The sequence below is a fragment of the Sphingomonas sp. BT-65 genome (genome assembly GCF_026107375.2).
Taxonomy (GTDB): domain Bacteria; phylum Pseudomonadota; class Alphaproteobacteria; order Sphingomonadales; family Sphingomonadaceae; genus Sphingomonas.
Window position 1 is genome coordinate 695,209 of sequence record NZ_JAPCIA010000002.1, and the last position, 26,542, is coordinate 721,750.

General features: G+C 62.4%; 26 protein-coding genes and 1 tRNA gene. 11 read left to right on the forward strand and 16 right to left on the reverse strand.

Annotated features, from left to right (window positions below; genetic code table 11):
- The first annotated feature begins 38 nt into the window (after window positions 1-38).
- Window positions 39-1,949 carry a tail spike protein gene (locus OK349_RS17790; RefSeq protein ID WP_265119246.1) on the forward strand — a complete coding sequence of 637 codons (1,911 nt, stop codon included), beginning with the start codon at window positions 39-41 and terminating at the stop codon, window positions 1,947-1,949.
- On the forward strand, window positions 1,949-2,437 hold the full coding sequence (locus OK349_RS17795; RefSeq protein ID WP_265119247.1) for a hypothetical protein: 489 nt from the start codon (window positions 1,949-1,951) through the stop codon (window positions 2,435-2,437). Before OK349_RS17790 ends, OK349_RS17795 begins: the two co-directional genes overlap by 1 nt.
- A 107-nt stretch (window positions 2,438-2,544) precedes the next feature.
- On the opposite strand, the gene OK349_RS17800 is transcribed toward OK349_RS17795, so the two are convergent.
- A complete protein-coding gene (locus OK349_RS17800) occupies window positions 2,545-2,883 on the reverse strand; it encodes a hypothetical protein (RefSeq protein WP_265119248.1) in 339 nt (112 codons plus the stop codon).
- Between the two features lie 264 nt (window positions 2,884-3,147).
- Window positions 3,148-3,567 carry an SMI1/KNR4 family protein gene (locus OK349_RS17805; protein ID WP_265119249.1) on the reverse strand — a complete coding sequence of 140 codons (420 nt, stop codon included), beginning with the start codon at window positions 3,565-3,567 and terminating at the stop codon, window positions 3,148-3,150.
- A 310-nt stretch (window positions 3,568-3,877) separates the two neighbouring features.
- Between OK349_RS17805 and OK349_RS17810 the strand changes: the two genes are divergently transcribed.
- Both OK349_RS17810 and OK349_RS17815 read left to right on the forward strand, forming a co-directional pair.
- The gene (locus OK349_RS17810; protein WP_265119250.1) at window positions 3,878-4,201 is read left to right on the forward strand and encodes a hypothetical protein; all 324 of its coding nucleotides are present in this window, start codon (window positions 3,878-3,880) and stop codon (window positions 4,199-4,201) included.
- Window positions 4,202-5,119: 918 nt separating this feature from the next.
- Window positions 5,120-6,085 (forward strand): hypothetical protein, encoded by a 966-nt coding sequence (locus tag OK349_RS17815; protein WP_265119251.1) that lies wholly within the window; start codon window positions 5,120-5,122, stop codon window positions 6,083-6,085.
- 320 nt (window positions 6,086-6,405) lie between these two features.
- Here OK349_RS17815 and OK349_RS17820 read toward each other — a convergent pair whose 3' ends face one another.
- The 3 genes from OK349_RS17820 to OK349_RS17830 all read right to left on the reverse strand — a co-directional run bounded on the left by OK349_RS17820 (window position 6,406) and on the right by OK349_RS17830 (window position 10,411).
- On the reverse strand, window positions 6,406-6,969 hold the full coding sequence (locus OK349_RS17820; RefSeq protein ID WP_265119252.1) for a TetR/AcrR family transcriptional regulator: 564 nt from the start codon (window positions 6,967-6,969) through the stop codon (window positions 6,406-6,408).
- A 147-nt stretch (window positions 6,970-7,116) separates the two neighbouring features.
- Entirely contained in the window at window positions 7,117-9,321 is a 2,205-nt protein-coding gene (locus OK349_RS17825; protein WP_265119253.1) for an MMPL family transporter, read from the reverse strand.
- 184 nt (window positions 9,322-9,505) lie between these two features.
- Window positions 9,506-10,411 (reverse strand): LysR family transcriptional regulator, encoded by a 906-nt coding sequence (locus OK349_RS17830; protein ID WP_265119254.1) that lies wholly within the window; start codon window positions 10,409-10,411, stop codon window positions 9,506-9,508.
- 99 nt (window positions 10,412-10,510) lie between these two features.
- Between OK349_RS17830 and OK349_RS17835 the strand changes: the two genes are divergently transcribed.
- Entirely contained in the window at window positions 10,511-11,062 is a 552-nt protein-coding gene (locus OK349_RS17835) for a nuclear transport factor 2 family protein (protein WP_265119255.1), read from the forward strand.
- Between the two features lie 407 nt (window positions 11,063-11,469).
- Here OK349_RS17835 and OK349_RS17840 read toward each other — a convergent pair whose 3' ends face one another.
- Window positions 11,470-11,688: a hypothetical protein gene (locus tag OK349_RS17840; protein ID WP_265119256.1), complete on the reverse strand. Its 219-nt coding sequence runs from the start codon at window positions 11,686-11,688 to the stop codon at window positions 11,470-11,472.
- Window positions 11,689-12,386: 698 nt separating this feature from the next.
- Here OK349_RS17840 and OK349_RS17845 point away from each other — a divergent pair.
- Together OK349_RS17845 and OK349_RS17850 are read left to right on the forward strand one after the other, a co-directional pair.
- On the forward strand, window positions 12,387-12,686 hold the full coding sequence (locus OK349_RS17845; protein ID WP_265119257.1) for a hypothetical protein: 300 nt from the start codon (window positions 12,387-12,389) through the stop codon (window positions 12,684-12,686).
- A gap of 524 nt (window positions 12,687-13,210) precedes the next feature.
- Window positions 13,211-13,609, forward strand: coding sequence for a hypothetical protein (locus OK349_RS17850; RefSeq protein ID WP_265119258.1), 399 nt, complete (start codon window positions 13,211-13,213; stop codon window positions 13,607-13,609).
- A 300-nt stretch (window positions 13,610-13,909) separates the two neighbouring features.
- Here the strand turns inward: OK349_RS17850 and OK349_RS17855 are convergent, their stop codons facing one another.
- The gene (locus OK349_RS17855; protein ID WP_265119259.1) at window positions 13,910-14,140 is read right to left on the reverse strand and encodes a hypothetical protein; all 231 of its coding nucleotides are present in this window, start codon (window positions 14,138-14,140) and stop codon (window positions 13,910-13,912) included.
- 208 nt (window positions 14,141-14,348) lie between these two features.
- On the opposite strand from OK349_RS17855, the gene OK349_RS17860 reads away from it, so the two are divergent.
- The gene (locus OK349_RS17860; protein ID WP_265119260.1) at window positions 14,349-14,849 is read left to right on the forward strand and encodes an STM3941 family protein; all 501 of its coding nucleotides are present in this window, start codon (window positions 14,349-14,351) and stop codon (window positions 14,847-14,849) included.
- Window positions 14,850-14,937: 88 nt separating this feature from the next.
- Here OK349_RS17860 and OK349_RS17865 read toward each other — a convergent pair whose 3' ends face one another.
- The gene (locus tag OK349_RS17865; protein WP_265119261.1) at window positions 14,938-15,348 is read right to left on the reverse strand and encodes an immunity 70 family protein; all 411 of its coding nucleotides are present in this window, start codon (window positions 15,346-15,348) and stop codon (window positions 14,938-14,940) included.
- Between the two features lie 151 nt (window positions 15,349-15,499).
- Between OK349_RS17865 and OK349_RS17870 the strand changes: the two genes are divergently transcribed.
- The gene (locus OK349_RS17870) at window positions 15,500-15,991 is read left to right on the forward strand and encodes an SUKH-3 domain-containing protein (RefSeq protein ID WP_265119262.1); all 492 of its coding nucleotides are present in this window, start codon (window positions 15,500-15,502) and stop codon (window positions 15,989-15,991) included.
- A 119-nt stretch (window positions 15,992-16,110) separates the two neighbouring features.
- On the opposite strand, the gene OK349_RS17875 is transcribed toward OK349_RS17870, so the two are convergent.
- Genes OK349_RS17875 through OK349_RS17895 form a run of 5 tightly spaced genes read right to left on the reverse strand, consistent with a single transcriptional unit; the run spans window position 16,111 to window position 22,021 of the window.
- On the reverse strand, window positions 16,111-17,682 hold the full coding sequence (locus OK349_RS17875; RefSeq protein ID WP_265119263.1) for a sensor histidine kinase: 1,572 nt from the start codon (window positions 17,680-17,682) through the stop codon (window positions 16,111-16,113).
- Window positions 17,679-18,392, reverse strand: a complete 714-nt coding sequence (locus OK349_RS17880) for a response regulator transcription factor (protein ID WP_265119264.1) — start codon at window positions 18,390-18,392, stop codon at window positions 17,679-17,681. Before OK349_RS17880 ends, OK349_RS17875 begins: the two co-directional genes overlap by 4 nt.
- A 25-nt stretch (window positions 18,393-18,417) precedes the next feature.
- Window positions 18,418-18,921: a hypothetical protein gene (locus OK349_RS17885; RefSeq protein ID WP_265119265.1), complete on the reverse strand. Its 504-nt coding sequence runs from the start codon at window positions 18,919-18,921 to the stop codon at window positions 18,418-18,420.
- Entirely contained in the window at window positions 18,918-19,682 is a 765-nt protein-coding gene (locus OK349_RS17890; RefSeq protein WP_265119266.1) for an exosortase/archaeosortase family protein, read from the reverse strand. Before OK349_RS17890 ends, OK349_RS17885 begins: the two co-directional genes overlap by 4 nt.
- Entirely contained in the window at window positions 19,679-22,021 is a 2,343-nt protein-coding gene (locus OK349_RS17895; RefSeq protein ID WP_265119267.1) for a VIT domain-containing protein, read from the reverse strand. The genes OK349_RS17890 and OK349_RS17895 overlap by 4 nt, the downstream gene beginning before the upstream one ends.
- 862 nt (window positions 22,022-22,883) lie before the next feature.
- Between OK349_RS17895 and OK349_RS17900 the strand changes: the two genes are divergently transcribed.
- Window positions 22,884-23,447: a DUF1851 domain-containing protein gene (locus OK349_RS17900; protein ID WP_265119268.1), complete on the forward strand. Its 564-nt coding sequence runs from the start codon at window positions 22,884-22,886 to the stop codon at window positions 23,445-23,447.
- Between the two features lie 118 nt (window positions 23,448-23,565).
- On the opposite strand, the gene OK349_RS17905 is transcribed toward OK349_RS17900, so the two are convergent.
- Window positions 23,566-24,483, reverse strand: a complete 918-nt coding sequence (locus OK349_RS17905; RefSeq protein WP_265119269.1) for a HEPN domain-containing protein — start codon at window positions 24,481-24,483, stop codon at window positions 23,566-23,568.
- Between the two features lie 356 nt (window positions 24,484-24,839).
- Between OK349_RS17905 and OK349_RS17910 the strand changes: the two genes are divergently transcribed.
- The gene (locus tag OK349_RS17910) at window positions 24,840-25,055 is read left to right on the forward strand and encodes a helix-turn-helix transcriptional regulator (protein WP_265119270.1); all 216 of its coding nucleotides are present in this window, start codon (window positions 24,840-24,842) and stop codon (window positions 25,053-25,055) included.
- 12 nt (window positions 25,056-25,067) lie between these two features.
- Here the strand turns inward: OK349_RS17910 and OK349_RS17915 are convergent, their stop codons facing one another.
- Both OK349_RS17915 and OK349_RS17920 read right to left on the reverse strand, forming a co-directional pair.
- Window positions 25,068-26,300 carry a tyrosine-type recombinase/integrase gene (locus OK349_RS17915; RefSeq protein WP_265119271.1) on the reverse strand — a complete coding sequence of 411 codons (1,233 nt, stop codon included), beginning with the start codon at window positions 26,298-26,300 and terminating at the stop codon, window positions 25,068-25,070.
- 164 nt (window positions 26,301-26,464) lie between these two features.
- Window positions 26,465-26,539, reverse strand: a tRNA-Glu gene (locus OK349_RS17920).
- Window positions 26,540-26,542 lie beyond the last annotated feature (3 nt).

Here is a 26,542-nt window from a genome sequence, read left to right on the forward strand (position 1 = left end):
GTGGCCCGAGCTCGACTCGGGTGTCACGGAGAGCAGATATGTCGACCAACAACACGTATTTCACTCTAGCCGACCTCAAGGCGTCGCCTGTGGCAGAGGGGACGGCGTTTCTCGTTCAGGACCCGACCGATGTTGAGGACGGCACATTCTTCTGGACCCTCGGCGACTTCACTGGCCAAGCCGACGACGAGAACATTATCAAGGCCGACAGCACGGCGCTGAGCGTCGGGGCATGGGTGAGGCAGGAGGCGGCTTCTTTAACTGCGACAGCATCGGGCACGGGTGCTGTAATCCGACCGCTGCAAAGCAAGTTGGACGAGTTTGTCTCCGTAAAAGACTTCGGCGCTGTAGGCGATGGGGTCACTGATGACCTCCCCGCTTTTCAGGCCGCGACCAACACCGGGAAAACGGTCAGAATCCCACCAGCGAATTATTTCTTGAGCGATGCAGTCGCTTACACTGGGCAGGTCTTGTGGGTGGGTGAAGGAGCGCAAAGCACGATCATTTGCGACGGCCCGGTGCTGGAAGTGCTGAACGGAACCGACTCGATCGTCAGCGCGGTCAACCTGATCAACAAGACCGTGCCGTGGACGATCCTGCGCGATCCCAATGATTGGAACCATACCCCCACGGTTGCGCTGTCGAATGACGGCTACCAGCCCACGATCAACGATCAGGACATTTGGGCGAGCCTGACCACCGCGCAGCAAAACCAGCAGATCGGCCCGTCGATCGGCTTTCAGGGCAATTCTGAAAACGTCCTGGTGGAAAACATCACCGGTCGGTTTGTGGTCATCGGTATTTATAGCAGCCGGAACTCGACGGTTCGAAACATCGATATTCACGGGGGCAAGGGCGGGGTTGGTGCCGTGTTCTTCTGGAACATCGACGGGCAATCTGGCCTTGGCAACCGAGCCGAGAATATCCGCGTCCGATATTCGAGCTTCAACGGCGTCACCTTTGCCCGCAACGCAGACGGCTTCGCGCTCAACATTCAGACCGAGCGGTGCGGTGAGTCCGGCCTGAAGTTCTGGAAGGGTGAGATTAGCGGGACGGACGCACGCTGCTACAATATGACGGTCGCGAACTGCAAGAGCAACCGGCACTATTTCGACGGCTTTGATCTGTGCGGCGACCTGCCCTTCGCGGATACGATCCGCACGTCTCACAACATTTCGAATATCGAGGCTTACGGGTGCCATGGTACGGGCATCAACATCGATGGCAACGGCCACGCCGTTTCTAATTTCAAGGCCTGGCTAAACGGCGACAAGGGCTGGTGGGGCGAAATCACCGGATCGTCGGTTTCAAACCTCACGCTGATTGGAAACAACGCAAACGACGTTGATGGAAATCACGAGATCAGCGAGTCTGGCAGCGGCAATAGTTTCGCGGTCATCACTGTGACCTCGGACAGTTCGCTTGGTCACTACGCCATTTACGCTGATGGGCAGAACTCCTGGGCCAATGTCCGCGCCTCCGGTCGTCCGGTTTTCTTCGGTAATCCGGGTTCGATCGTTGCGGCACTGACTGACGTCCAAGACAATCAGACTGGCGCTGGTCGGCTGCACAACGCCGAGGTCGCGGACTGGGCGAGGGGTCTTGACGAACGCGGTTCGCATTACTGGCCTCGCCGGTCCGCCACCTTGGTCGCCGCAGCAGCCACGACCGGCATCCTGACCAATGCAACATCGGGTGGGGAATACGGCATTTACGCCGGTTATGTCGCAAAGGCCGGCGTGTTGACGGAGGCCTTTCACGGTCGGGCGGAGGCGGCGTTCAATGTGCCGTTCTTCCGGTGGAGCGCGCCGAACTCTGTACCCGGCGATGTGTATCTCGAAGCTGGGCAGGTTCTCTGCACGATCGACGAGACCGGGCACAACCTGCTTTTCAAGGTGAAATATTCGGACGGGACGACTGTCAAGACCGGTTCGGTGGCGCTCACGTGATGGCACAGGTGCGACATGACCGACTCCGGCAACGCAGCACAGGTGCGGGCGTGAATGCGGCAAGTCTGGTCGAGCAAATCGGCGTGTTCGCGGGCGCGGGCGCGGGGGCTGGTGGCGGCTTCTTCATGGTCAAATGGTTCGTCGAATGGATGGCTGGGCGTCTCGATAAGCGGGAGGCCCGTCTCGACGGCGCGACCGACAAGCTGATGGCAGCGCAGGACCGGCGGATAGATGCGCTGACCACGCGTCTTGATGCGGTCGAGCGATTGCTTGCTGATTGCCAGCGCAAGCACGCCGAGAGTGAAGCGACCGTTCTTCGGTTGCAGGCGATCATCGACGGCAAGGGTGAGATTGCCCAGCGGGCGCAGGCCATTGTTGCGGCTGACCGGCTCGCGGATGCGGCCAAAGGCGTTTATGGAAGTGAAGCGCGAGCCTATGCAATGCATCAGGCGCTGTCCCTCGCCTATCACCAGGCCGCGCCGGTTTAGAGACCCGCTATTTCATGCTTAAGTGACCGGGCAGAATAGGCCCGGTCACCACGTCGCTGACTACGATTCGCAATAACCCAGGCGTGGGGATTGGTCGCCCTCATGGCCTAAGTGCCTTCATCTGGCGGTAACCGCACTGCGCGCACGACAGCCGCGACCTTCGCCATTAGGTCCGCTTCGGCGCCGAACTCGCCCCAAAGTTCAGGATCATCATCCACCGGCATCAGCTCGTCCCAATAGCCCCTCCCCTTCCGCGATCTCCAGAATTGCAGGCGCTCGCCGAATGGTCCCGGATCGGGCTGCCCGGTCTCCGCCTCCTGCTTTCGGACATACTCCCACATGAGCCTAGCGGCGCGCTCGATCATCTCGGGCGTGACGCCCTGATCCGCCTGGGTTTTGAGCCGCTGGCGAAAACGGCGCTGTCGCTCTGCATTGCTTAGAACCATGCCGCCCCCGTTACGTCACGCGAGCGCGCTCGTCAATTCCGTTACGTAACGTCCTTGGCAGCTTTAACCTTGGGCCGTTACGTAACAAACGAGCCGAGGGAAGGCGGCAACCTTCTCCCCGGCTCTGATCGCAACCCTACAGCTTTTGGGTGGAAAGCAGTCGTTAGTCTTCGCCGAAATATGCGCGACCGTAAGGACGCCGAATGAGCCGGAGGAAGGGCGCGAGTAGCCGCCAGCGCAGCGAGTTTGAGCTTGGACGCCTGCTCACGACCCCGTAGCGGCCTCTTCCTCGATCCCAATGCGGTCATAGAAAGCGTCGAAGTCAGGAGCGATGACTTCGGCGCTGCCGCCGCCCGCTACCATGTCGATAGTGACGACAGGCCATGGCGTTCCGGTGCGGGTATCGAACGCGATATACTCACCGCCACCATTACTACCGAAGACGAGAAAGCCCTGCAGGTCCGCTTGCCCGTGGTTCGCACTTTCGATTGTAACCGCCACCGTTCCCGCAGGGTCCAAGCACATGTTATGGGGCCGGCTCGGCAACGGGCCTTCGCCACCATTACTGAACGCGAGCAGATCGAGATACCGTTCGGGCAGATCGTGAGGCGCAACCGCCCGGAGATATGACAACTCTTCGGCCGGAGCCCCACCCATCGCGAACCAGTCTCGCCCTTCGAGCATCGATCTGCTCCCTCCCGTGTCGGCGCTTAATTGACTGCTTTCACCCAGTTACAACTTAAAGCCGCCTGTCGCCTGACCACCCAATAGCAGACGCCCGACCCGGACCCACTTTACGACCGTAATCCGAAAGCGGGAGCCCAGCGGTACTTCCAATGTCAGGTGGCGTATCGAGATTGCAGTAGGGCTATGCAGCAATACAGGCGTTCGCCTGATACGCTGGGGGTCGTCAGGTTCCCCCGGCGCTGGCACTGTCTGGTTTGCGCCATTTATGACCCCTTGGTTCAACCCTGACAAGAAATGAGAGGCAATTATGATCATCCCTCCATTTGTCGCCATTGCAGAAAAGCCTATTGAAGCTAATCAAACAGATATCGAAAGCTGCTATCAGCAGTATCTGGAAATCATCGATGATGGCGCAAAGATATATGCTAAATATACATCATATTCTGATGAGTTTGGATATATACTTAGAGTAATATACTACCCAATATTTGAGGGACGAGCACTAGAATCTAAGAATATATTCCTATGCTGGCAGAAGCCAGGCGATCGAATGAATTTCGTTATATCCGATGTTAATGGGGAAGCTGATCTTCAAGAGAGCCTTAAGCATCAGGATAGAGAATCAAAATGAAGTAGAAATTATAGCGTGACGGACCCACTATCTAGTCGAATCTAGATAGACCGATGCCAGTGGTGTGGCGACAACAATCTGGCCTATGACAAATATAGGATTCCCTTAGGCAGCGATCTCGAGCGGTTCGGTTATACCGAGCAGGCCCGACTGTCGCAGTTTGTCGTAGCGACCGCTTTTGGATGCTCCCGCGGACCGGCTGGATGACCGGAATGAGGGCGCGTAGCCGCCGGACCGGTGAATTCCAGATCGAGTGACTGCTCACCAACTGATTGCGGACACTCTTGCGATCAGTATCACTCACTTATGAGCAATCCAGCTTCCACGTTGAGTTTCACTAACGATGGGAGCGAGTCCATGCTTGTTTGGCTTGAGCCGTGGGCGGACGAGCTTCACCTACCGGGTCGGTCAACGGTGCAATTTATAGCTCCTAACGGAGGAGAACTGGGTGAGCTTGAACAGGCTCACGATCAGATAACTCTCTGGGCCAACGCTGACATCGTTCAAGTTTTCATTGACGATGTGCTACAGGAAACCTCTTCAGCAAGCATCGCGGCTCCAGCGGGACTAACCAAGACAATGCTTCATACGGTCTTTGATGCTCAGCCATCCGCTCGTCTTGGCGGTCGTCCGCTTCCTTCCACGGCCCGCATTTCGATTTGGAGCAAACTGAAGCGGCAACTAGGCTTCTGATCGCGCTGCACGCTATCAGTTCAATGTACGCTATCCACCCATCAATCGACGTTCCCGCCCTTGTTGCGCGGTGCCAGCAGCAGACGGGCCGCTAACGACCCATTGCGGACGTTCAAGCGACCGACAAGCGCTCCGATTCCAGACATTCATGTTCGGCGTTCGCCATTCCGATTTGCAATCGGGTGAACGCTTGCGCTCGCCGCACCTAACTGCGAGCGTTGGGCCATGATCGAACTTGAAACCGTAGCGGAGATGATCCCGCTTCCGGCAACGCCCGAGGGCTGGTTCGATTATGGCTACACTGCGCTGGCCGATGGACGATTGGCCGTCATCCGCACACGCAAGGATGTTCATGCCGAACACATGCGCTGGTGGGAGGCCGTGAACGGCGACGACCAGTCGCGGAAATATCCCAAAGTCTGGGATGCCGACATGCGGCTGTCGATCTTCGACGGGATAGCCGAGACCGATGTTGCGATCATGCCATCGGGTGCGCATCCTATCGTTGATCAGATGGCAGACGGCAGGTGGCTCGTCGCCGCATCGCGCGCTGAAGAGGGCGAGAAGAACGGGCGTATCCATGCGGCTGACGGACGGATGGAGCGCAAGATGATCCTCGGCGACGGGATCGAAAATCTACTGTGCTCGACGGACGGCACGATATGGGTAGGCTATTTCGACGAAGGTGTGTTCGGAGGCCCGAACAGGGACGGAAGCTGGCCGGTGTCGTCCGGGGGGATCGTCCAGTTCGACGCCTTTGGCACGCCGCTGTGGTCGTTCAACGAGCAAGTTCGCGAGAACCACTCGATTGCTGACTCGTATGCCATGACGCTCTCCGGCACCGACTTATGGGCCTGCTTCTACACGGACTTTCCAATCGCCCGGATCAGCGGCGGTGAACCGGTATTCTGGTCGAACAGCGTAGCCGGAGCGAAGGCCATCGCCGTGAAGGACGACATCGTGATGCTGGGCGGCGGCTACAGCGACGACGCCAACCGCATCACGCTCGTGAAGCTCGACGGCAAGTCCAGTCGCGAGCTTGGTAGCTTGCGGCATGCCAGAGGAAGGGGCGGCGGGGCCGGTCTACTTCAGGGACGAGGAAGTGTCATGCACCTCGTCAGGGATGGCGTTTGGTCCAAGGTGTCGGTCTACAAGGCGGCTGCTGCCATCAATCGGCATTGTCGCTCTTGATCGTTAGATAGGCTGGCGCGCCTCATCTTCGGGAAGGGATGGACAAGCGGTCGGAAACAACAACACGACGCCATAGAGCCGACCATCCGCTTCCCACCCAATAGCGGACGCCCGGCCGCAATCTGAACGAAGGGCGGTTTTCGGGATCGTCCGGAGGCAGCCTGAACGACGGCTGTGGAACGCGAAGCTGTCATCTCCATGTGATCAGAATTGTGCTGTGGCAGCTTGGAATACTTGTGTTCTATGTTTGGTATTGTTGCGACGGATGCAGTTAAATACTTGTTTTTCAATAAATGAGACTCCTGGCCCGGCAGGGGAAGTTACATCTTCAGCATGTCGATGAGATCGTCGACCAGTCCCTGCGGATCGGACCGACCCTTGCCTTCCGCCGACAGATGTCCGCCCAGCGCCATTTCCATCGCGCCGTGGATGAGCGACATGAGCAAGGCCGCCGTGCGCTCATTGTCGCCAGGCCTTATTTTTCCGGCGCTGCGAACGAGCGCGATCGCTTCGATGAACAGGCGCAAGGTTTCGCTGGCGGCATCCGCAAGGTCTTCGTCGTGACGCTCCCAGCGGCCGAAGATCAGCCGGAACCGGTTGGGATACTGCAGGCCCCAGCGGATGTGATCATATGCCAGTTCGCGCAAAGCGGTCAGCGGATCGCTCGAAGCAGCGATGGTCCCAGCCATTGCCGCGGTTCTTACCCGCAATTCGCGCGCCGCAACACCGGCGAGCAGCGCTTCCTTGTCCCGGAAGTGCTTGTAGGGCGCGTTGTGCGAGAGGCCGGCGATCTGCGCGACGCCGCGCAAGGTAACGCCCTCCGGTCCTGACTGGTCCAGAAGCTCGGCCGCAGCGGCCAGGATGGTATCGCGTGTCGTCTCCATGTTTGCCTGAGATGCGTCCCGGCACCCAATGTCAACCACGCTGGACACGGCCGGGCCGGCGCGGCTGCTCGGCCATGCTGTCGGAACCCCAGCACTGCGCCGCCGAACGACGGTCACCAGCGAGCGCTCTCGCGCAAGCATTGAGAGTCAGACGGCGATGGCACCGCGCGTCGCGTCGTCCTCATTATCTCCTTCGCTGAGGCCGAGCCGGTCACTGAGCCAGGCTAGAGGACGCGGAGCCCACCAGTTCGCCGTCCCGAGCAACTGCATCGCGGCGGGGACGATAATCGACCGCACGAGCGTCGCATCGATCACCACTGAAAGCGTCATGCCGATGCCGAAGGTGATGAGGAAAAGCGACCCTGCGGTGAGCCCCATGGTCGCGAGCACGACAATCATCAGGACAGCGGCGCGCGTGATGATGGAGCCGGTCTGCTGCAGACCGATAGCGATGGCCTGCCGGTTGTCTCCGGTCGCCAGATAGGCTTCGCGGATCCGGCTGACGAGGAACATCTCATAGTCGGTGACCAGTCCGAACGCGATCGTGACGATCAACCCCAACGTCCAGAGGTCGGTGGTACCGACCACCTGGAAATCGAGCAGACCGGCAAGTCCGCCGAGCTGAAAGGCCCAGACGACGATGCCAAGCGAGGCCGCAAGCGAGAGAAGCGCGCACAGCACCGCCTTGACCGGGACCCAGACCGAACGGAATGCAAGGGCGAGCAGGATGAGCGTCACCGTGGCGATGAACTCGAGCGCAAGCGGCAATGCGGCAAGCGTGGCCGCGCTGTTGTCCAGACTGATCGCGGCACCGCCATGACCGCCGACGAGCACGCTGGTCCCGGCAGGGGGCGTCGCCGCACGGACGTCCCGCACCAGTTGCAAGGGCCCCGAGTCGTCGGCCTCGCCGCGATAGTCGATCTTGATCCAAGTGAGCGCCGGATCGGCCAGGTGCACCCGCGCACCGGCCGCTCCTGGCAGACCGCGCAGGCGCGCAAGGTAGCTATCCAGACCCTGGCGATCGAGCGTCCCTTGCACGGCGACATCGAGTACCATCCCGGCGGGACCATGCTGGGGGAATACGCCGCCCGTATAGCCCGCGACGATCTGGCTGTGGCTGTCGGCGGGCAGGTAGCGATGGTTGGTGAGCCCCGGCCGCAGTTCGAGAAGCGGCGCTGCAGCGATCAGGAGCGCGAGGACGCCAAGCACCAGCGAGATGGCGGGGCGCCGGCCGACGAGCCGGGCGAGCCGCGCCCAGCCGCCGTTCGCCGGATCGCCGCCGGAGCGGCCGAACCGCGGCAATGGAACCCGCCCGGCATTCACCCGGCGCCCGAGCACGGCGAGCAGGGCGGGAAGCACCACGACTGCTGCAACGATGTTGAGCAGGACCACACTGATGCCGCCGAAGGCGAAGGAATGGGAAATGGGCTGCGGGAATAGGAAGAGCGCGCTCAACCCGCTGATGACGATGAGGCCCGAAATGGCGACGGTACGCCCGGCGGTGGCCGTGGTCGCGACGACTGCCTCCGCAAGGTCGCCGGCGCGGCGCTCGAGTTCCTCGCGGAACCTGCTGACGATGAACAGCCCATAGTCCACGGCCAGTCCCAGCCCGATCAGCACGACGATCTCCAGTGCGAAGATCGAGATTTCGGTAAAGCCGGTGAGCAGGCGAAGGACGACGAGCGACCCGACGATCACGAACACGCCGAGCGTCACCGGGATCAGTGCTGCCACGAGGCCGCGATAGAAAAGGATCAGGAGCACCAGCAGGATCGGCAGGGAGATCGCCTGGGCGGTGGCGAGGTTCGCGGTCGCCTCCCGCTGCAGCTCGAAGACGCTGGTCAGCCCGCCGCCCAGGTAGGTCGCAATGCCGCTGTCAGCCCGGATGAGATGCTGGATCTCGCCATAGGCCTTCATTCGTGCGGTCTCGTCGGCTCCATGCAGGGTGAGCACCGCATAGGTCGCGTGCCGATCCGGGCTGACCAGCTTGGCGCGCTGCTCGGGCGTGAGGCCGGGCGTCCAGTAGCTGACAACCGACATGACCTGGGCAGCAGGGAGCGCGCCCAGCGCCCTCTGGACGGGACCCGCGAAAGTCGGATCGTCGACCGTGCGTGCGCCGGATTCGTCGTCGAAGACCGCCACGACATCAGGATCGCCGGGGCGATGGCCAAAATGCGAATCCAGCAGATCGTTCGCCCTGGTGACTTCGGCGGCTTGGGGGGCAAGCCCGCCCGTGGTCAGCCTGCCGAACACGCCGCTTCCCCAAAGGATCGCGAATGCGAGGAACAAGCCGGAGGTGAGAAGCACCGACCATCGGAAGCGAAACGCGAATCGTCCAAGCATTGAGAACATCGTACGAATCCCCGGCAGTTGGGTTGACAACGTCAACCTACGGGGCGTTGGTGTACAATGTCAACCGTGGAGAAATGACCGTTGGCGCCGCACCGGACGCGCGGTGGGTCCGGTGGGGTTCGTCACCCGATCGGCGCGGCACACGCACCAAAGGTTGCGGCGCGTGCGATTACCCTGAGGCCGGCTAACGCAAAGCGCCTGTCGCAGCCGCGTTCTCGAAGGCGTCCGCCACGAAGGAGAGCATTCGGCGGGCTGCGGGGGAGCAGCGATCGCACCGGTGGGTCATATAAAGCGGTAGCGTGGGTGCGTCCCCTTCGATCGGCACGAGAGTCATGCCGCCGCCCAGCGAAGCGAGCGAGGGCGGCACGAAGGCGATACCCATCCCTGCGCTCACGAGCCCGATGATGCTTGGAAACGCCACGACTTCCTGCGCCACGCGCAGGTCGAAGCCTGCCCGCCGGCAATGCGCCGCGATATCGTCGAAGATCGCAGGCCCCGCCCCACGGCGGACCATGATCACTGGCTCCCCGCGAAGCGCGGCGAGTGCGAGGGAGGTACGGGTCGCGAGCCTGTGATCATCGGGCAGCGCGATCGCGAACCGCTCTCTTCCGATCTCGAGCGCCTCCAGCGCGGGATCGATTGGCGCGAGACTGGTGAAACCGATATCGATGTCGCCCGATCGCAGCAGGTCCTCCTGCTCGTCGCTCGCCCTCACCTGCACAGCGAGCGCGATATCGCGGTGATTGGCATGAAATCGCCGGATCCAGCCAGGGACAGAGCTGTGGAGCGCCGGCGTGCTGAGTGCCAGCGACAGCCTGCCAAGCTGGCCTGCCGCCGCACGGCGCGCCGCATCGACCGCCTGATCGGCCTGGGCGAGCGTGCTGCGGGCCTCTTCAAGAAAAGCCTGCCCGGCGGCGGTCAGCGCAACATGCGCACGGCTGCGCGATATCAGTTCGACCCCGACGACGTCCTCGAGGCGCTTGAGCTGCTGGCTCACGGCGGACTGGGTCGCGCGCAGCCGTGATGCCGCACGCCCGAAATGCTGCTCCTCGGCAAGCGCGACAAAGGTTCGCAAATGGCGAAGCTCCATGGCGCCTTATTAGCAGAACTGATCAGAATGGCACCAAACTCATGAGAGCGTTGATCAGTCTGCCGGGCTAATGTTGTCGGCCCACCTAGGGAGCAGCCCATGAACGTAAGGCAATTGCACTCATTCCGCGCAGCGATCGCGATCGGCGCGCTGGCTCTGGCACCCGGAAGCGCGGGCGCACAGTCGGCCGCCGCGCGCAGCTTCCCGCCAATGCCCGAGGCCGAACGCCCCGTATGGAACGTGGCCGCGAACGCGCAAACCCGCGCCGTCGCCACGCGCGCCTGGATATTGTTCCGCAAGGCCTGGGAGAAAGGCGACTGGCAGCCTTTTCTCGACATGACCACCGACGACTTCCAGTTCTATTTCCCGCAAGGCGCTTTCGCAGGGCTCCACGAAGGACCAGCCGGGAAGGCGCAGCTGCTCGCCTGGGCCGCCTATCATCGCAAGGCGGGCAACAGGCTGCGCAGTGCCGCAACCCACATCACCATCGCCGGCAACACCGCCGTGTTCGAGACGACCGCGGAGAGCTTGCCGCCGGGCGGGTACCGGAATTTCGAAGCGATCATATTCGAGGTCCAGGGAGAGCGCGTACGCGCGCTTCGCGAATATTGGAACGTGCTGCAGCCCGGGAGCGACCCAAGCGGCAATTGAGCTCTGGCGCAGCCAATTGGGAAAGCGGGGTCACAGCTCCAGCAACACCAGCTTGCCTTTGATGGATCGGGGCGAATTCTGGGCCGGTGGCAGACTGGCAGCTTTCCGAGTTCAGGCTACATAGAGCAGACAACTGAACTACGCGCACCCGCCTCCATCTGCGATGCTCTTGGCCGCTCCCAGGCTAACGACCAGCCGCTCTCCTGCGCGCGCGCAAGCGAGCAGCGTCTGCCAGCGTCCACACGCAGACACCGACCATCACGGCGATAACGCCGGCCAAGATGTAGGTGATGAACCAGTGAAGTTCGATGCATAATTCCCAGATCTAGCGGCGTTATAGTTATGGACGACGAGGCAGGATGCTGTCCGGCGCCCGCCGCCCAATTCGATGCGTCAGAAATGCGCGATCACACCCTGTACAAGCCCCCATCGAGATCGCGCCCGACAAACGGAATCCTTGCGGCGCCGGGTTCGTAATCGAAGTGTTCATGGTCGCCCATAATGCCGAAAATGGGTTCGATGCCGAACGCCGGCGTACCATCAGGCGCCGTCGGCGCGGCGCTCGGCCTGCCAGCGGCAGCAACCTGAGCAATCGCAATGGAGGGGAGGGCCGCGACAATGGTCACGGCTGTTAGAATGATACGCATCAGAACACACACTTAGTGAAGGCGCCGGTGAGTACGCACGCGTCAGGAACAGCGCGTGCGGTAGCGGCGGATTCGATAGCCCCAAGATGGTGTATTTGTGCGACGCCACAAGGGCTTGAACGCGCCATCGTGATCTACCGTCACTCTTGAGCAACACCGTGGCAGCGAAGACTGCACAGGTTCGTGCGATGCCGGTGGTAAACTTGTCCCCCGTGCAACGTTTCCCAATGCATGACGCTGATAATCAGTCGGACATCGCCCCGGCGGCTTCCGGGCCGCGCGAGCCTTGCCGAAGCGAGGGCAACTGCACCCGCTGCAGGATGGCTCGGCGCAGCCGTCTGCTGATGATACTCATTGAGCCAGACGCGAAAGTAGAATGTTTCCCCACCGGTAGCTGCGACAGCACCAGCCGCTTTCAGGATTGTCCACAGGCGGACTGAACGTCCGAATTTTGGGCGCGTAGCAGCCAAGCCAACGAGGCGCAGATCGAACTGCAGCTCACGACCCCATTGCGGACATAAGCTGCCTAGGTCAGCATGCAGGTTATGAGGCTAAACTCCATCACAGCGAACCGACACATCTTTGCTGGCGAAGTGAGCGGAAAGCCGCTGCGGCTACAACTCACTTTCGACGGTGGCAAAGCCCTGCGCCTTCAGGTTGCCGGAGACGGAGAGCGGATGATCGCTGACGATGGTCCGCTCGATTCTCCGATCGACTTGGGCAACTATGGTCGGACGGACCTCGCAGACGTCACTGAATCCCTATTCCCGGCGCTGCAAGGCTCGGAAGTGGTGGGAATTGAAGCTCTGACTTCTAACGGTGCGCGTGTAGGCGTGAAACTTAATCTTGAGAGGAGCGGGCCGTTCCACTTCTGGGTGGACGGGGACGAGCTTCATTGGGGCGATGAAGCGGCCATCAGCGGGCACGACTGGATGGGTCGAGCGATCCCGAGGGCGTCCGAGCGACTCCAAATCTAACGTCTGCTTTCACCCCATTTTGGGCCGTTTGGCGGTGACGACGCCGCTGCTCCAGCAGGGGACGGTCGGCTAACGACTCCTTCTCCGCCGTTCGAAGCTGCTCCCCCGATGCCAGATTGCGGACGTTTCAGTCCCATAGTAGCTTGGTGTCGGACGGGGGCAAAAACTATGTGGTGGAAGATTGGCATCCTTACCGTCGCAGCGGCGGCACTGATCTTCTGCGTGATCCCCGTGCGAACCCACGCCGTCCTCTTCGATCCCACCAATCCTCCGCCGAAGCAGACACTGTGGACCCTGGTCTCGAACATGTATCTGACGCCGGGAACAGCGGCTCTGATCGCTGTCATAATTGCGATAGCCGGCGCGGTTGGATTTTGGCTTGTTCGCTCCGCTGATTAGCTCAACGCGAGGCGTCCGCATTTTTCCGATGCCGCCCAAAGGCTGCCGGCTTCCGACCCCATTGCGGACGTCGGGCATTCCAGCAACAAACGGATCGAGACGAAGCGGTTCGGAGCGGCTGAGATATGGAATTTGGCCAACTCTGGCGCAAGTTCGACAACTTGTTTCTGCCGATTGCGAAAAAGGCCTATCTCGCGAAGCTTCGGCAGATCGAGAAGCGCCTCGACGTTTTGAGTCGCCGCATGGGGCTACTGCAATTGGGCTCAAGCGCACACCTCTTCGCTTCCGCCCCCGGACTTTCGGAAATGGCAACAGGCGGCACTGGCACAAGGCAGGCTTTGGCGTCGATGCGGCAAGCGCTTGAAGGCCCGTCCTTCGAACAGTGGTCTAACGTGGACAACGCCCTCGCTGAGATCGAAACCTTCATCGCAGACGCCAATCTCGTCCTTGACGAGTACGACAGGGGCCGACCGAAGAAAGACCGAATGTTTGTGGCGCGCAGCGATGTTAGGGGGCTGTTCTAGCGCAACCTTGCAGGGCACCCGAATGTCCCCTTTCCACCCATTTGACGCCGTTCGGCAGTGACGACGCCGCGCCAGCAGCGGACAGGCAGCAGACGACCCCATAGCGGTCAGGGATCCGCAGCCACATCGAGCGGGAACGAGCTCAGGCTCTTTGAACCCTCGCCCGTTGACGTGGGCCTTAAGCCAATCACGGGTTTATCTGCGACTATTCAAACGAGGCTGCCAGACCGCGATTCACCCATCTCGCGCCGCTCCTATAGTGACGACGCAGCTCCAGCAGCGGACGGAAGCAACGACCCCTTATCGGACCTTCAGCAATTCTCCATCGCGCTCGATCAGGCTCAGTTCACCATTGTAGCGAATGTGGCTCAACGCCATCCGCCTACATTGCTTGTCGCTGTTGATTTGCCGCTCGACCCACCGACGCCACGCCGGGTCCGCCAGCGCAATGCGCTCTGCATCCACAATGCTCACGTCGTGCTCGACCCGAAGGCCTTTGATAAGCATGATCCAACGGTTGCGATCTTCCATCTGAGACAGGCTAGATCAGCGGATGTCGGCTTTCCACCCAATTGCCGCCGTTGAGCGGCCAGCTGCACGAAGGGCAGCTTTCGGGATTATCGGCAGGCTGGCTGAACGACCGCAATGAGGGCGCCTAGCGGCCGACCCACGAGGCTCGAGCTCGAATGTCAGCAAACGACCCCATTGCGGACGCTCAAGGCCCGAGCTACTTTTCGACATGCACCCGTTTGTTGCGCGCAAATCCATTGGCAAAACGGCAGCGCTTGTCATGGGGTCCATCGTATTCGTTGTGATGGGACTTGCACTGATCGGCGTGTTCGGAGACCTACCGTATAAGCGTGCGCCCACGTGGTGGCTCTACCTAATCGGGTGGGTGACCGCGCTGTTTTTCGGACTATGCGGCGTTTCTCACACAGTAAACCTGTTGGGGCCTAACGAACAACTTCGTGTAGATCACCGAGGGGTACTGTGGCGCCCTTGGTCAGCAAAACTGATCCCGTGGAGCGAGATCGTTGAAGTAAAGATTTCGGCTGTGGATCGACAGCGGGACATCGTTCTCAAGCTGCACGATCCTGCGAAGTATCATCGAACCAGTATGTCACGGTTTTTCGCCAATGGCGGGCGAACGTTCTCTAACAGCAATGTGCATATCTCGCTTCTCGGCACCGATCGCAGGTTCGATGACGCGATTTCTGCAATAAACCACTTCCGAGTTTAACGACCGCTAGCCACCCATTTCGAGCTATTTGCCGCTGACGACGCCGCCCCAGCGGGGGACGGTCGGCCAACGACCCCATTGCGGACGTTCAATAACGCACGATTTCCGCGATCTTTTGTTCATCGCGCGACGCTTCTAACGCCTCTCGCAAGACCCCGATTAAGTCGCGGCCTGTTGAAGTAACGAAGTAGTTCGAGAGGTTCGTGATATCCGCAGCTATCGCGCTCCCCCACGGCGGCATCTTGGTCCGATCTTCCAAGTCCCAGATGACTTCGTCTGGCGGCAGCGCGCTCAGTTCACGGCTAATGTCGGCAAGTTCCGTCAACGCTGCCGACGCTTCTTCAGAAGGAAGGCTGCCGTTGTATAGCTGCATGAGCGATGGAAACCGCTGGCCCCATTGCCGTTCCAAGCGACCACTGACCGTCGAATAAAACGCGTGCAAAAAAGCGCCGTCGCCGATCTCGTCAGTGATGCTGCCGACCTTGATGCCAACCGCCATGCTCGCTCCTCTTTGGCGGCAAAGGTAACCTGTCCAGCGACCGCTTCCCACCCATTTGACGCCGTTTATCGGTGCAAAGGCCGTCCCAGCAACGGACGGTCTGCTCACGACCCCATTGCCGACATTGGCGGCCGCATACTAGCTTGGCGGAATGAGCGTCATTCCGGCAGATATTGCACCCGTTTTTCGGAACGCGGGCTGGTTTGAAGACCGGCGCGTCGCTGTTGATACCGCCGTGCCGATGTATCACCCAAGCTTCGCCGTGCTGACCGAGCTTGGAGGGGTTGTCCTGCGCAACCCTGCCCCAAGCGTCGTGTCAATCGCCTTTCGGCATGTCAACGATGCGGCTCCGGATGTTGCCGAGTGGGAGGCAGTGCTCGGAACGAAGATAGTCGGAGTAGCCGAGCAAGACGGCGGCCATGCGGAACTCTATCTTACCGGGCGCGGGCAAGTGCTGGGCTTCAGTCTCATTCACCCTGCCTGCTGGCTCGTCGGTGAGACTTTCGGAAGCGCGCTTCAAGCCCTAACCAAGGGGCGGCGCTCAAAGCCCATGCTGCTGCCCGGCCAAGAGGGCGTAGCGCTCTACGGCACCCGCTTTCATCGCGGGGATGCCGGGGTGCTCGGTCCGGCCGATCTCGCTTAGGAGAATGGCTGCTTCCCACCCCGTAGCGGACGCCCGATCTCACCTGAACGAATGGCAACTTTCAGGATTGTCGACAGGCGGGCTGAACGGCCGAAAAGAGGGCGCTTAGCTGCCGCGCATTATTCCGCGACAGCAACCCGGGGAATGCTGATCCTAAAGGTCGCTCCATCCTTCGTGTCCCGAAGCGACAACTTCCCTCCGGTCACACCAAGCAGTGAAGCGGCAATGGAAAGTCCCAGCCCCGTTCCTCCCTGTGCGCGCCGGCCCGTGAAGAAGGCTTCGAAGATTCGATCGCGATCGGAAGCGGCAATCCCCTCGCCATTGTCGATCACATCGATCCAAGCGTCCGTGTCGCTCGTTGAGATCCAGATCCGGATGGAGGTCGCGCCGGCCTGCCGACTATTCTCGGCCAGCGTCGCCAACACGGCGGTCAAGGTTTCCGGCAAGACTCGCGCCAGCACCGGATCGGATGGCGCATAGAGCTGGATCGAGAGGTCCGCCGTTTCGGCTTCGCTGCGGAAATCGTGGATGACCGCCACGACATCGCTCTGCGGATTCTCGGTCGCGATGGCGAGGTCTGCGCGGGACAGGTCGAGCAGTCGTCCGACGAGTCGGGAGAGGCGGTCGGTATCGGCCATCGCATTGTCGAGAAACCGGCGGCGCTGCTCGGGACGCATGGTTGCGTCATGGTCGATCAGCAGCTCAAGCGCGCCCCGGATGCCGGTCAACGGCGTCTTGAATTCATGGCTCATTGCGGTCGCGAAATCTCGCAGATAGCGGGTCCGCTGATCCACCCGCTGCGCCATCGCCGCAAAGTTGGCGTAGAGCTCGCGGATCTCGATTGCTGCGGTGGCGGGTGTGTCCGGCACGCTCGCGCCGCCGCGTGCGACCTCGGCGCTCGCCGCCGCAAGCGCCTGAATCGGCCTTGCGATGCCGCGCGACAGCAATGCCGCTAGCACGACCAACGCGAGGAGGATGAGCATGACACCGAGCGCGATCTTACCGCGATCCTGATAGATGCCGACGAACAGGCCGCGCGGGGTGCGCGACAGCATCACCGCGCCGACCACCCTGTTATTCACGATCACTGGGCGAACATGATGAACGCGGATTCCCGCCGCTCGGCTCAACAGTCTGAGCGGGGAGCGCATGCCGTAGGCGTTGCCGTCGCGCGAGCGCAGCACCGTCGCCACCTGGCCCGATAGCGCCCGTCGGACCTCGGGCAGCGCGGCGTAGCTCAAACCGATGTCGTCTTGGCCAACCACGACCACGCCCTTGGCGTCGAGCAGCCGCGTTGCCGCCAAGGTCGTGGCAGCGGCATCGGCAACGATCGGCGCGATGACGAGACCGACGCGAATGGCGGCGGGGTCGGCGGGTCCAGCCTGCGCGCCGCGCGGCTGCGGAGATAGCACGGGATCGCTCCGCAGATCGATCGCTGGCGGCTCGGGCTGCGGCGCGCGCGGTCCACGCGGCGCGTCCCTCCAGGCGATGCCCGTGGCGGACGCCAGGACCGCGCCCTGCGCGACCAATTCGGCTTCGGTCTGCTGAACCAGCGTATTCTCGTACACGCGTAGGAACACTGCGCCGACCCCCGGCAAGGCCGCGACGAGCAAGAAGGTGGCGAGCAGGATCGTGCGCAGGCTCAGCGCCGGCCAATGGCGTTTGGCGACGGCCTTGAGCCGCGCGATCAACCGCAGCTGCCCAGGCGATAACCGATGCCCGGACGCGTTTCGATCAGATCGTCACAGCCGGCTCGGGTGAATTTCGCGCGCAGGTTGCGCACATGGCTGTCGATCGTGCGATCGGTGAGGGCGAAGCCCGGCCCACGCAGGCGGTCGATGATCGCATCGCGCGAGAACACCTTGGACGGCATCGACGCCAGTAAGGTCAGCAATTGGAACTCGGTCGCGGTGGTGGGCACGATTGCACCATCGACTCGCGCTTCCCATGCGTCGCCGTCGAGCACCAGCCGGCCATTGCGCAGCACCGAGGCCGGCGGTGTCGGCGCGATGTGCAAGTTGCGCCGTTTCAGGATCGCCCCGATCCGCGCGACGACCTCCCGCGGGGAGAAGGGTTTAGTCACATAATCGTCGCCGCCGATTTCGATGCCGACGATGCGATCGATCTCGTCTTCGCGTGATGACAGGAACAGGATCGGGATGTTCGCGGCAGCATCGGCGCCCGCGCGCAGCCGGCGGCACAGGTCGAGACCGTCCAGCCGGGGCATGTTGATGTCGAGCACGGCAAGATCCGGCATGCGCGCGGCGATGCGCGCGAGCGCGGCGTCACCGTCCTCGGCCTGGTCGGTCGTCATCCCTGCATTCTCGACCGCGAAGACAAGCAGATCGCGGATATGCGGGTCGTCGTCGACGATCAGAATATGGTGGCGCATCGCGTACATGGGTTCTCCCGAAAAGGGCCGCGGGTCAACCGGTGCGCTCGACCGTCATCGCCGCCAGCCACGGACCCGCCGACTGGCCGAGCAGCGCCGGCCAGTACCAGCTCGAAATGTCGGGATAGCTCGCTCCGTCGACAGCAATTACTCGCTCGCACACCTTGAACGTCACGCCGTCGCGCGCCGCCTCGAAGCAGGACGAGAGTGCGCCACCGGGCAGACGGACCATCGGAAGCGGACGCAGGCGGTAGCCGATTGCGCCGAAACAGTCCTTGGCGGGGTGAAGCTGGCGCGTCGCCGCGGCAAGGCTGCGCAGGACGACCTGACGCCGCCCGTCCTCGAAGCGGGCGATATGGCCGGGAAAGTCGCGCGCCAGCCGCGCGTCGAGCGGCGTCGGCGACATACGCTTGAGCGGCCTGCCTTCGAAATGGGTGGGCCAGGCGGGTGCGGGCGGGAAGGCGTCGCGTGTGCCGGACAACAGCGGCGCGGCGGCGGCGAGCCCAGCAGCGGCGAACAATGTGAGGCGGCCGGTCATTGGGGCCGCCATTGCGGGCGCAGCACGGCGAGGAGCCCGGCCGCGACGAGCGCGAATGCGATTACCCCGACTGCCTCGTGCGCGACGGGGCCTTGCAGGCGCTCGATCCGCCCATGCTCTACATAGAACAGGCTGGCGGCGCGCAGCGCGTTGCCGAGGATCGCGATCGCCGTCGCGACCAACAGCGAGCGGGCGTAGGCGAGCGGCCGTTGCGCCCCGGCAAGCGCGACAATGCTCGCCAGCACCAGCGACGCCCACAACATCCGCACGCCGCTGCACGGCCCGTCGAACAGCAGCGCCTGGCCCTGCCATTCGAGCGCCACGCCGTTGAGCCCGACGTCCATGCCATTGGCGCGAAGCAGGCCGACGGTGATTAGTGCCGACACCCGCCGGAGCGGATAGGCCAGCAGGAAATCGAGCGTGGGCAATACCGGCAACAGCAACGTGGTGAGGCCGAGCATCGGCAGCCGCGGCAGACGGATTCCGGCCGTAGCGGCTACCAACATCGCCCCGGCCGCGACACCGATCTGCAGCAGCGCGGGCCCGTTCACGCTGACGAGCGCGTAGCAGAGGAGGATGCCCGCAAGCGGTAGCGCGGGGACCTGCTTGTCCCGCGACTGCCAGCCACGCCACGCCAGACCGCCGGCCAGTAGCGCGATCATCGCCATCTCTGCCGGATCGCTCGCCCGTCCCGCGAGCAGACTCCACGCATCCCAGCAGGCCAGGCCCACGAGGATCAGCGCGGTCCGGGCCGGGATCATGCGAAGCGCAACCCTGGCGACGCGAATCGTCGCCGCAGCATCCACGCCGCACAGGAGGCAAGGATGATGAGCAGCGCCCAGACCTCCGGTTCGGGAATGGTTGGAACGTCGCCGGCGCTAGGGACCGGCAGGTCGTTATTCTTGTAGTCCACATCCGTCTCCAGCACCACCGCGCCGCTGACCGGGGTGATCACGTTGAGGCGGTGCGCCAGCAGGATCGCGCGGTCGCGGGCCTCGCCGGTCGCGCCGCCGTCGTCGGACAGCTCGCGCGCGGCCCATAGCCGCACGAGATGAGCGGAGGCCGGTGCGCCTGTGGCGGGCACGCGGCGATAGTCCGTCCGCCACGACGGGCCGGACATGCCGGCGAGGATCGCGCGTAGGTCGGCCGTCATGTCCGCGCCCGGCGTGACCATCCGCGCCTGTTCGAATAGTGGCGCAGCCTGCACCGTGAACGCACGGCCGGGCGAGGTCTGGTAGCGGATCAGCTGCGGCAGGCGCTCTCCGCGCTCGAGAAGCTGCCCGAGCGCGGCGCTCGAACGGGCGAAATCGACCGGCTGCGCGCCGTGAACCCACAGGACCGTGCCGCCGCTCGTGCCGGCGCGGGCGAACGCGTCGGTCAACGCCGGCAGATTGTCCTGCCCGCCGCGATAGCTCGCCTCGCTCAGCGCAGCGACGATGCGCGCCCGTTGCGTTGGCGACCAGGGTGCGGGATCGACGGTCGATGTCGCGTCCGCGACGATGACCAACCCGACCGGCAGCCGGGCGGGCAGCGCGTCCAGCGCCCGTGTCAGCGCGGCCCCGGCCTCCGCCATTTGCGCCGATCCGTCGAGCACGAGCATCAGCGCCGACGAGTGCCCGGCGATCCGGCGGATGTGCTGCTCGATCGCGATCGGCTCCCGTCCGCCGATCTCGCCGGTGCGCAGCGAGGGGGCGGCCAGCCTGGTCGTCTCGAAGCGTGGGCGCGAGGCTAGCAGCTCGGCATCGCGAAACGCGCCCCGCAGCGGCGCGCGCGTCAGCGACGGCATTCCCGCCGCCCAGCGCAGCGGCGCATCGCTCGCGACCCAGCCATTGTGCCGGAGCTCGCCGTCGATCTCGAAATTGCGCTCGACGATGGCGGGGAAGGCCTGGGTGCGCCGTCCATCGGCGGCGATCGCGAAAGGTGCGGTATAGCCGATCCGCAGCTTGATCCGGTCGCGCGGCTGGATCGGAAACGCCTGGACCAGCAGCCGCCCGGCGCCGGCGGTGGTCACCAGCAGCGGATCGCGCCGCGCATTGACCACCTTGGAATAAGCGGCACGGGTTTCGGCACGGCCCGCGATGCTGGCCTCGCGCGGCTCGCCATTGACCCACAGCGTCGCACGCGACGCCACCGCGCCCTCGGGCATGGCGAGCGTAAAGCGCGCCTCGTTTTGCACGTCGGCGGCGTTGGCGACCTCCAGCGTCCATTCCGTGTAGGCGAGATTGTCCGCCGGCGCCGCCGCGACATCGATACGCGAGCTCGCGAGCGAGAGGCCCTCGACCCGGGCGCCCACCTGCTCGCCGCCGAGATCTTCGTCGAAGCGAAGCCAGCGATGCCGAGCGGCAAGACCGCCGGTCGGCAGCGGTCGCGCATTGAACGCCTCGCCCGTCACGCGGTAATAGAGCTCGCGCGCGTCCTCGCCATTGGCGCGGGAGCGACCCCAGGCGCCGTCCCGCCACGACGACACCAGCCAGCTGACCAGGCCGGTGGCCCGGGCGTCGCCGCCATGCGCGATCCGCAACAGCATGTCGCGATTGCCGACGGCGCGCATAAGCCGGACCGCGGCGGTTTGGTCCGCCGCCGACCCGGCATAACGGTTGAGCGCGAGATGCACCGCCGTCGCCGGCAAATCCGCCGCGGTCAACAGCAGCAGGCCGGTACCGACGCCAAGCGCGACCCATCGCCCCATCGGGGCCTCCCATAGCTCGACCCGCCGCAGCCAGCGGATCGTCAGCGCGGCGGCGATCAGAGGCGCGAAGGGCAGCAGGCCAATCCCGAAGAAAATGATCGCGACTATCGCGATCGGGAGGATCGGAAGAAACGGCAACGAATAGGTCGCGGCGACGGCAATTGCCGCCCCGGCCGCCAGCCCAAGCCATTTCGGTGCGGCCGCCCCGCTGCGGAGCATCATCCAGACCAGCAGATTGACGATCGGCACGGCGCTGACCAGCAGCAAGTGGGCGAAGCTGGGCAACGGATCGAAGAAGGCCCCGGCGCACCAGCCTGTCACCAGCTCGATCAATATCGCCGCGGCGGGCAATCCACTTCCGAACAGCAGCGCGATTGGTCCAGGTGGGGCGGTGGGTGATCGATAGGGCATGTTGCGGGCTCCCGTCTGGCCCCTTCATGCCCGCGCGATTCGCACCATTGATGCCGCGCGGAAGGATTTGAGTTCAGATCGATGTGCAGAAGCCGTGCAGATTTGGCCTCCGAGGTCCCCAAACCCGTTTGTGCAAACCTCAAATTCCCCCGGAGCAGACGGGTATCAGAAGTGTCCGCTTTCAAGCAGTAAACTTTAAGCGATCAGTGACCGCTGTGAGGGCGCCAAGCAGCCGGCACGGCTGACTCGATCTCGAACGGCAGGAAACGACCCCATTGCGGACGCTGGCATGGTCGATACACTGCCCAAATGTCGCGCGTAGCCTTGCAAAATCTACTCGCTCTACTTTCGCTGGCTAGCTGCTCCGCCGCGCCAACAAATGAGCTTGTGATAGCCACGGACGATGGTCCTCCTGCCGAACTTGTCGCGAACATCGAGGAGAGATTGGCGGACGACCCGTGCTTATCTGATATAGGGACAAAGCGGCGTGAATACCGATACGTTTCACGTGACGAAAAAATTGATCGTGATCTAATTGACATAAAGGTGCAGGAAGCGGGGATAGACGGTCTCACGGCTGGTCGTTTTATTTTGGGACCTCCAACGTCCTTCGGATTCGATGGCCGACATTATTTCGTCGCGTTCGCAACCTACAAAGTAAGCCGCGATTCCCTAGACCTGTGGACCTGCGGCCAAAATGTGGGAAGCAGCGTTCGACGCGAGCCCATCTACTGAACGGCAACTTACCACCCAAATTTGAGCCGTTCGCAGGTGCGGAGGCCGCTCCGGGAGCAGACGGTCGGGAAACGACCCATTGCGGTCATTAGCCTCACCATCCAAGTAGTGCCAAAGGGGGCATTTCATGGGCATTGGCGATTGGTTCCGACGCGGCAAGCGCAAGGATGAAGATGTCCAGCTCATTTCCGTCGAACTGACGTCAATCGGCGGGCCGCCCGAGCTCGATTACCTCTTCATAGAAATACCAGAAGTCGACGTCATTCGGGCAATCGATGGGTGGAAATGGCTCCCCTTAAAGGGTCTCACGGCTATCGCGGTGTCGGCGTTCGGCGAGGTGTTTCTCCGCGACAGCGCCGGTGTCATCCATCAAATCGACACCATTGAAGGAAAGCTTTCGAAGGCCGCCAACTCTCTTCCTGAGCTAGCCGCCATGCTTCAAGATGCAGAGGCAAGGGACAACCTGTTGTTTGCGGGACTGGTAATTGGCGCTCGCAGGAGGGGGCTAATTCTCGAACCGGGCGAGTGTTACGATTTCAGACTTGCTCCCATTGTCGGCGGGAACATGGGCGTTGATGAAATGCAGAAACTGTCATTCGTCGTGAAGCTTCACATCGCGGGTCAGCTCCACGAGCAAGTCAAGGACCTGCCGCCGGGAACTCGGATCAGCAACGTTAACATCTCATCCTAATGACCGCTTCCCACCCGAGTGCAGACACCCGGTCTATGCGTGAACCGAACGGCTGCTTTCGGGATCGCCGGCCGGCATGCCGTATGACCGCTGTGAGGGCGCGAAGCGGCCGCCGATTCTAGGCAACCGCCTTCTCGAGTTCGGCGATCTTCTCCGAGCAGACTTGATGGACGCCCTGGCCTAACTCCTCGACGCGAGCGCCGAGCCAATTCAGTTCCTCTTCGCTGATCCGGTAATGCCTGGAGTAGCGCGCCTTGGTGTACGCTTCCTTGAGCTTCTGGAACATCGCCCGCTCGCGGCGGGTGGTCTCAGGCCAAATACCGAAAAGACGCCGATCGAGCCCCTCTGCCAGCGAGCGAAGGAAAGCAATGTTGTGATTATATGGCGTGTAGAAGGTCAGGGTCAGCAGCACGCCCTGATATAGATTTTCCGTGGCCTGATGCAGGAGGAAGGCGGCCCGCTTCCAATCGCCCTCCGACATACAGAAGCGAAAAATTTTGAGGAAGCCAGCGGAATTCCCCATGTGCTCCTCAAAATACTCCTTGGCGGCAGCAAGAGCCTGTGCGGGTGTTTTTGGTTTGGGCTGATGCAGTTCACTGCCGTCGCTGTCGTAGAGCGCTATGCCGTCTCTCGCGAGCTCCATGAAGAACACGCGGCCGTGGGCGAGTCCGTCGTTCACCTCACGCAGGGAATGCACGATGAAGTTGACCGGCGTCCTCAGCGTCTTCTCGATCGTGTAAGCGCGAACCAGTCGCTCCTCCGCCTTAGCCCAATAAGCGGCGCGATCGACAAGTTCTGCCTGATTAACGATCACCAACAGATCATAGTCGGATTTGTACTGGTTGGCTGACAGGGGCGCGTCGATCCAGTCGCCACGCGCATAGCTGCCAAACAGGATGATCTTGAGGATTTGCGCGCCTTTGCGGCGCGCTGTGGCGTTCTCGTTCGCAGCGCGGAACTCCTCGAACAAGATCTCAACCACGTGCTCCAGCTCGCGCTGCTTGGCAGGGGGAAGATGGTCAAGATCGGTGCGCATCCCAGAATCTTTCGGCAATCCCCGTCGGTTGGCAAGGACAATCGCGGTACGCTGATGACTGATTTCAAGAGGGGGCGGTCCAAAGGCGCGAATCGTCACCGGCTAGAATCCGCAATGAGATGACCTCCTTCGGACAAGGGGTGATTCCAACCCGCGAATGGGACGGCACGGGAAAATTTTCTCGGCGCCGTGTGTCACCGAACGTCACCGCAGCACACCGCAACCGACCGTAACTGGCCGCAGCTGGCACCCAGGGAGTTCATCGGCACCGTTTTGGCACTCTTGCATTCGATGCCGGCGCTTTCGATCCTGTGCCGGGGCGCATCGTCAGCAACCGAATATGGAAGTGTAAGCCCATGTCCAGCGTTGAAAGAATCATCCGTCTCAAGACTGTGCTCGCCCGCACTGGTCTTTCCCGCACCACCCTCTACCGAAAGATGGGCGAGGGCACGTTTCCCCAGCGAGTGAAGATCAGCGTCCATGGTGCCGGATGGCACGAGTCAGCCGTCAACCGTTGGATCGCCAACCCGGCGACCTGGCGCGAGAAGGGCGCCGGGAGCGAGATGCAATGATGGAAGGCCGGGTCATTTCCCGGCCTTCGCCTTCCCGAACCTGCCCTTGAACACCTTCGCGCCGTCGCGGAGAAAGTCGAGATGGTCGGACCAGTGCTGCATCATCTTGACGCGCTCGTCCCAATATTCGCCGCGCGTGTAGGCGCGGCGCACGGCATTGTTGTCAGAGTGGGCAAGCTGCCGTTCGATCGCGTCGGGATGCCATAGGCCCATTTCGTTGAGCAGCGTCGCCGCCATGGCGCGGAAGCCGTGACCGGTCATCTCGTCCTGTGTGAAGCCCATGCGGCGCAGTGCCGCATTGATCGTGTTCTCCGACATCGGCCGGTCAACCGAACGCAGGGAGGGGAACAGGAAGCGGCTATAATCCGTGTCGTGCTCGATGGTTTCGAGGATAGCGAGCGCTTGGCGGGAGAGGGGGATGGTATGCGCCCGCCGCATCTTGGTCTTGTGCGGCGGGATCGTCCAAAGCGCCTTGTCGAAATCGAAGTCGCTCCATTCGGCATGACGCAGCTCGCCGGGCCGCACGAACACATGCGGCAAGAGCCGCAGCGCCGCCTTGGTGTTGGGATGCCCTTCGAACGCCTCGATGGCGCGGAGCAAGCCACCTGCTTCCTTGGGGCCGGTGATTGCGGCCCGGTGGACCGGCTTGGGAGCGATCAGGGCGCCGCGCAGATCGGCGGCAACGTCGCGCTCGGCGCGGGCCGTGGCGATGGCGTAGCGGAACACTTGGCTGCACGCGCTGCGCAGCCGCTTGGCCGTCTCATATTTACCCTTGCTCTCCATCTTGCGCAGCATGATCAGCAGCTCCTGCGCGGAGATCGATGCGATGGGGCGCTTGCCGATGGACTCGTTGACGAAGTCCAGTAGCCAGCGCAGCTTCTTCATGGTGACGACCGAACGGTCTTCCTTCTCGACCTTCACCAGCCATTCGTCGGCGACCGCCTTGAAGCTGTTGGAGGCGGCGACGCTCGCGGCGATCCGCTCAAGCTTGATCTTCTCTCCAGGATCTTCGCCGCGCGCGAGAACCTTGCGGGCCGCGTCGCGCTGCTCGCGAGCGTCGGCAAGACCGGTGTCGGGCCACACGCCGAACGCCAGTGTCTTCTGCTTGCCGAGATGGCGATAGTTCATCCGCCAGTAGCGTGCACCGCTAGGCGCCACCAGCAGATAGAGGCCGTCGCTGTCGGTCAGCTTGTAGGGCTTGGCGCGGCCTTTGGCCGCTTTGATCGCCACAACGGAAAGCGCCATGATGGTATCTCCGATCTCGGGACCGGCGCGACACCATCAGATATACCATCGATTTGCTGGTATGTGGTGGTATCCAGCCGTTCCGAATGAACCGTCTATACCGCAGAAAAACCGCAGAAAACAGCCATTAATGGCATGTCTTGACACCTTCTGGGAGGCGAAGGTGGTGACCCCTACGGGAATCGAACCCGTGTTTCAGCCGTGAAAGGGCCGCGTCCTAACCGCTAGACGAAGGGGCCATG

Bases quoted from the DNA above. Each gene is read 5' to 3' on its own strand.
- OK349_RS17870 (WP_265119262.1), top strand. From the start codon at position 15,500: ATGAGCGTCATTCCGGCAGATATTGCACCCGTTTTTCGGAACGCGGGC.
- OK349_RS17795 (WP_265119247.1), top strand. From the start codon at position 1,949: ATGGCACAGGTGCGACATGACCGACTCCGGCAACGCAGCACAGGTGCG.
- OK349_RS17815 (WP_265119251.1), top strand. From the start codon at position 5,120: ATGATCGAACTTGAAACCGTAGCGGAGATGATCCCGCTTCCGGCAACG.
- OK349_RS17900 (WP_265119268.1), top strand. From the start codon at position 22,884: ATGGGCATTGGCGATTGGTTCCGACGCGGCAAGCGCAAGGATGAAGAT.
- OK349_RS17845 (WP_265119257.1), top strand. From the start codon at position 12,387: ATGATCGCTGACGATGGTCCGCTCGATTCTCCGATCGACTTGGGCAAC.
- OK349_RS17830 (WP_265119254.1), bottom strand. From the start codon at position 10,411: ATGGAGCTTCGCCATTTGCGAACCTTTGTCGCGCTTGCCGAGGAGCAG.
- OK349_RS17790 (WP_265119246.1), top strand. From the start codon at position 39: ATGTCGACCAACAACACGTATTTCACTCTAGCCGACCTCAAGGCGTCG.
- OK349_RS17880 (WP_265119264.1), bottom strand. From the start codon at position 18,392: ATGTACGCGATGCGCCACCATATTCTGATCGTCGACGACGACCCGCAT.
- OK349_RS17865 (WP_265119261.1), bottom strand. From the start codon at position 15,348: ATGGCGGTTGGCATCAAGGTCGGCAGCATCACTGACGAGATCGGCGAC.
- OK349_RS17905 (WP_265119269.1), bottom strand. From the start codon at position 24,483: ATGCGCACCGATCTTGACCATCTTCCCCCTGCCAAGCAGCGCGAGCTG.
- OK349_RS17810 (WP_265119250.1), top strand. From the start codon at position 3,878: ATGATCATCCCTCCATTTGTCGCCATTGCAGAAAAGCCTATTGAAGCT.
- OK349_RS17835 (WP_265119255.1), top strand. From the start codon at position 10,511: ATGAACGTAAGGCAATTGCACTCATTCCGCGCAGCGATCGCGATCGGC.
- OK349_RS17805 (WP_265119249.1), bottom strand. From the start codon at position 3,567: ATGCTCGAAGGGCGAGACTGGTTCGCGATGGGTGGGGCTCCGGCCGAA.
- OK349_RS17800 (WP_265119248.1), bottom strand. From the start codon at position 2,883: ATGGTTCTAAGCAATGCAGAGCGACAGCGCCGTTTTCGCCAGCGGCTC.
- OK349_RS17850 (WP_265119258.1), top strand. From the start codon at position 13,211: ATGGAATTTGGCCAACTCTGGCGCAAGTTCGACAACTTGTTTCTGCCG.
- OK349_RS17895 (WP_265119267.1), bottom strand. From the start codon at position 22,021: ATGCCCTATCGATCACCCACCGCCCCACCTGGACCAATCGCGCTGCTG.
- OK349_RS17825 (WP_265119253.1), bottom strand. From the start codon at position 9,321: ATGTTCTCAATGCTTGGACGATTCGCGTTTCGCTTCCGATGGTCGGTG.
- OK349_RS17820 (WP_265119252.1), bottom strand. From the start codon at position 6,969: ATGGAGACGACACGCGATACCATCCTGGCCGCTGCGGCCGAGCTTCTG.
- OK349_RS17890 (WP_265119266.1), bottom strand. From the start codon at position 19,682: ATGATCCCGGCCCGGACCGCGCTGATCCTCGTGGGCCTGGCCTGCTGG.
- OK349_RS17855 (WP_265119259.1), bottom strand. From the start codon at position 14,140: ATGGAAGATCGCAACCGTTGGATCATGCTTATCAAAGGCCTTCGGGTC.
- OK349_RS17860 (WP_265119260.1), top strand. From the start codon at position 14,349: ATGCACCCGTTTGTTGCGCGCAAATCCATTGGCAAAACGGCAGCGCTT.
- OK349_RS17915 (WP_265119271.1), bottom strand. From the start codon at position 26,300: ATGGCGCTTTCCGTTGTGGCGATCAAAGCGGCCAAAGGCCGCGCCAAG.
- OK349_RS17885 (WP_265119265.1), bottom strand. From the start codon at position 18,921: ATGACCGGCCGCCTCACATTGTTCGCCGCTGCTGGGCTCGCCGCCGCC.
- OK349_RS17910 (WP_265119270.1), top strand. From the start codon at position 24,840: ATGTCCAGCGTTGAAAGAATCATCCGTCTCAAGACTGTGCTCGCCCGC.